Raw genomic sequence first — 624 nt, 5'->3', positions numbered from 1 at the left:
TTGACAAAGTTGCAAAAAACTTTGAAACACCGCGACATCTGACCTACCATCAATTTATTTCATAAATTGGGTTAGGATCATAAACCGCTTGACCATAGGGCCATAAAATTATAAAAAAATATAAGTGGTGACTCCACCGGGATTTGAACCCGGGATACCAGCGTGAGAGGCTGGTGTCTTAACCACTTGACCATGGAGCCTAAAAGCTCCATGCTGGTTAATAAGCTAAGAGCTTATAAAAAAAATGGTAGCGAAGAAGAGACTTGAACTCTTGACACTCCGGGTATGAACCGAATGCTCTAGCCAACTGAGCTACTTCGCCACATGGTTGCGGGAGTAGGATTTGAACCTACGACCTCCGGGTTATGAGCCCGACGAGCCACCAAGCTGCTCCATCCCGCGCTATAATAATTGCTAAGTTATGAGCTACTTGAAGCTATATCTATTTAAAGAAACATTGGCGCTCAGGGTGGGGCTCGAACCCACAACCTACCGGTTAACAGCCGGGTGCTCCACCATTGAGCTACCTAAGCACTCTAAATAAAAAAATCTTATATAAATACCTTCTATTAATAAAAATAGAAGATATTTTTATAAGTTTGGCAACTTCCTAGTCTCCCGGGA

The 624-nt window shown here is 42.8% G+C and carries 4 tRNA genes; all 4 read right to left on the bottom strand.

The features are described 5' to 3' along the window. Positions 1-125 precede the first annotated feature (125 nt). The 4 genes from HMPREF3045_RS09000 to HMPREF3045_RS08985 all read right to left on the bottom strand — a co-directional run bounded on the left by HMPREF3045_RS09000 (position 126) and on the right by HMPREF3045_RS08985 (position 533). A tRNA-Glu gene (locus HMPREF3045_RS09000) sits at positions 126-200 on the bottom strand. A gap of 45 nt (positions 201-245) precedes the next feature. Next, positions 246-322 (bottom strand) — tRNA-Met (locus tag HMPREF3045_RS08995). Positions 323-325: 3 nt separating this feature from the next. Beyond that, positions 326-402, bottom strand: a tRNA-Met gene (locus tag HMPREF3045_RS08990). 56 nt (positions 403-458) lie between these two features. Beyond that, positions 459-533: transfer RNA gene (locus HMPREF3045_RS08985), tRNA-Asn, on the bottom strand. Positions 534-624 lie beyond the last annotated feature (91 nt).

This window comes from Anaerococcus sp. HMSC075B03, from assembly GCF_001815585.1.
Lineage (GTDB): Bacteria > Bacillota > Clostridia > Tissierellales > Peptoniphilaceae > Anaerococcus > Anaerococcus vaginalis.
The sequence above is the reverse complement of the archived record's forward strand: the minus strand, read 5'-3'. Positions and strand labels throughout refer to the sequence as shown.